Raw genomic sequence first — 1,155 nt, 5'->3', positions numbered from 1 at the left:
GGGTGTCCCGGCTTGCTGTCAGCATCATCGAGATGGATACATTGGATGAGGCCATTGAGATGACATTGATTTGATATTTGTTGATAACTTCCAATATCTTACCCATAAACAAATATCCGGGCAATACATTCAATGAGGTAAAACGCACAAAAGTAGCCGAATCCTGTGAGAGGATGGCCTTGACACTGTTGCCTGTGTCATGGGAAGATATATAGAGTCGTTCTGTTGACAGATCGTGTGTATCGGTTAGGCGGATAACTATATTGGAGCGTGCCGCAAGGGTGATACAATCTGCGTAGAGCAGGTGTACTCCGCTGTTAATCAGTTGTTCGGCTTCTATGTAAGTTAGTGAATGTTGTTCTCGCAGGCAATTCCGGTTTGCGTAGATATGATTGATAGGGGTGGATAACAGTATTTCGTCCGCTTTGAATAGGGTGGCAGGCACTGTTGCATAGTAATCATTGCGTTGTTCGCTCATGAAGTCTATTTCACCATACACATTTCTGCAAATGGAAAGTGGGGCGATAAAAATATCTACATTCCGGTTCTCGTCAATGTATTGTTGGATAGATTCTTGAATATATGGGATATCCGGCTTTCTTTCCAGGTTGATCTGTATAAGTTTGCCGGTATCTAATGTTTGGGCACGAAGACCCTGTTGACGTAAGCAATAAGTGAATAAATCACTGGATAATCCGTATACTTCCGCTTTTATCATTTTATCAATCAGTAAATCTGCTTTGTCTTCTACAAGTATATGTATTTTCTTTATGCATTCCAGAATCCGGTTTTTAATTTCCTGATTTAGGTGCGAATCTGTAATGAGATGATTGGCAAGGGCATAGCAATATGCTTCGATGGCATTGACTGTGGTATGAGAAACTTCATCTTCTTCGTGAAACCAACTGATGGAAATAGCCTGTAACCACTCCTGTAATTGTGCCAATATAGGGACTACAGCTACATAAGGATGTTCTTTCTGAATACAATTGATTACTTGCTTCATTTCATCCTCATCTTTAATTTTCTCGAATTTACAAACTTTCATTGTTATCTGGTTATTTATTGGTTACTACTCTTTTCAAAATGATATGCCTTTTTTCAAAAGAGAAAGATATTTAAGAATCATTCCTTAGCTTTAGAATATGGTATATC

At 38.9% G+C, this 1,155-nt stretch carries 1 protein-coding gene; it reads right to left on the bottom strand.

The annotated features are described in order from the left end of the window. A partial coding sequence (locus AB5935_RS27340) for an aspartokinase (RefSeq protein ID WP_368328019.1) occupies positions 1–1,048 on the bottom strand: 1,048 nt, incomplete at its 3' end. Positions 1,049–1,155: the final 107 nt, after the last annotated feature.

Origin of the sequence: Phocaeicola sp. RTP21198st1_B8_RTP21198_201120 (genome assembly GCF_040929485.1) — a bacterium.
GTDB classification, from domain to species: domain Bacteria; phylum Bacteroidota; class Bacteroidia; order Bacteroidales; family Bacteroidaceae; genus Phocaeicola; species Phocaeicola dorei.
Note: the sequence above shows the minus strand (reverse complement) of the source record. Positions and strands in the feature narration are given on the sequence as shown.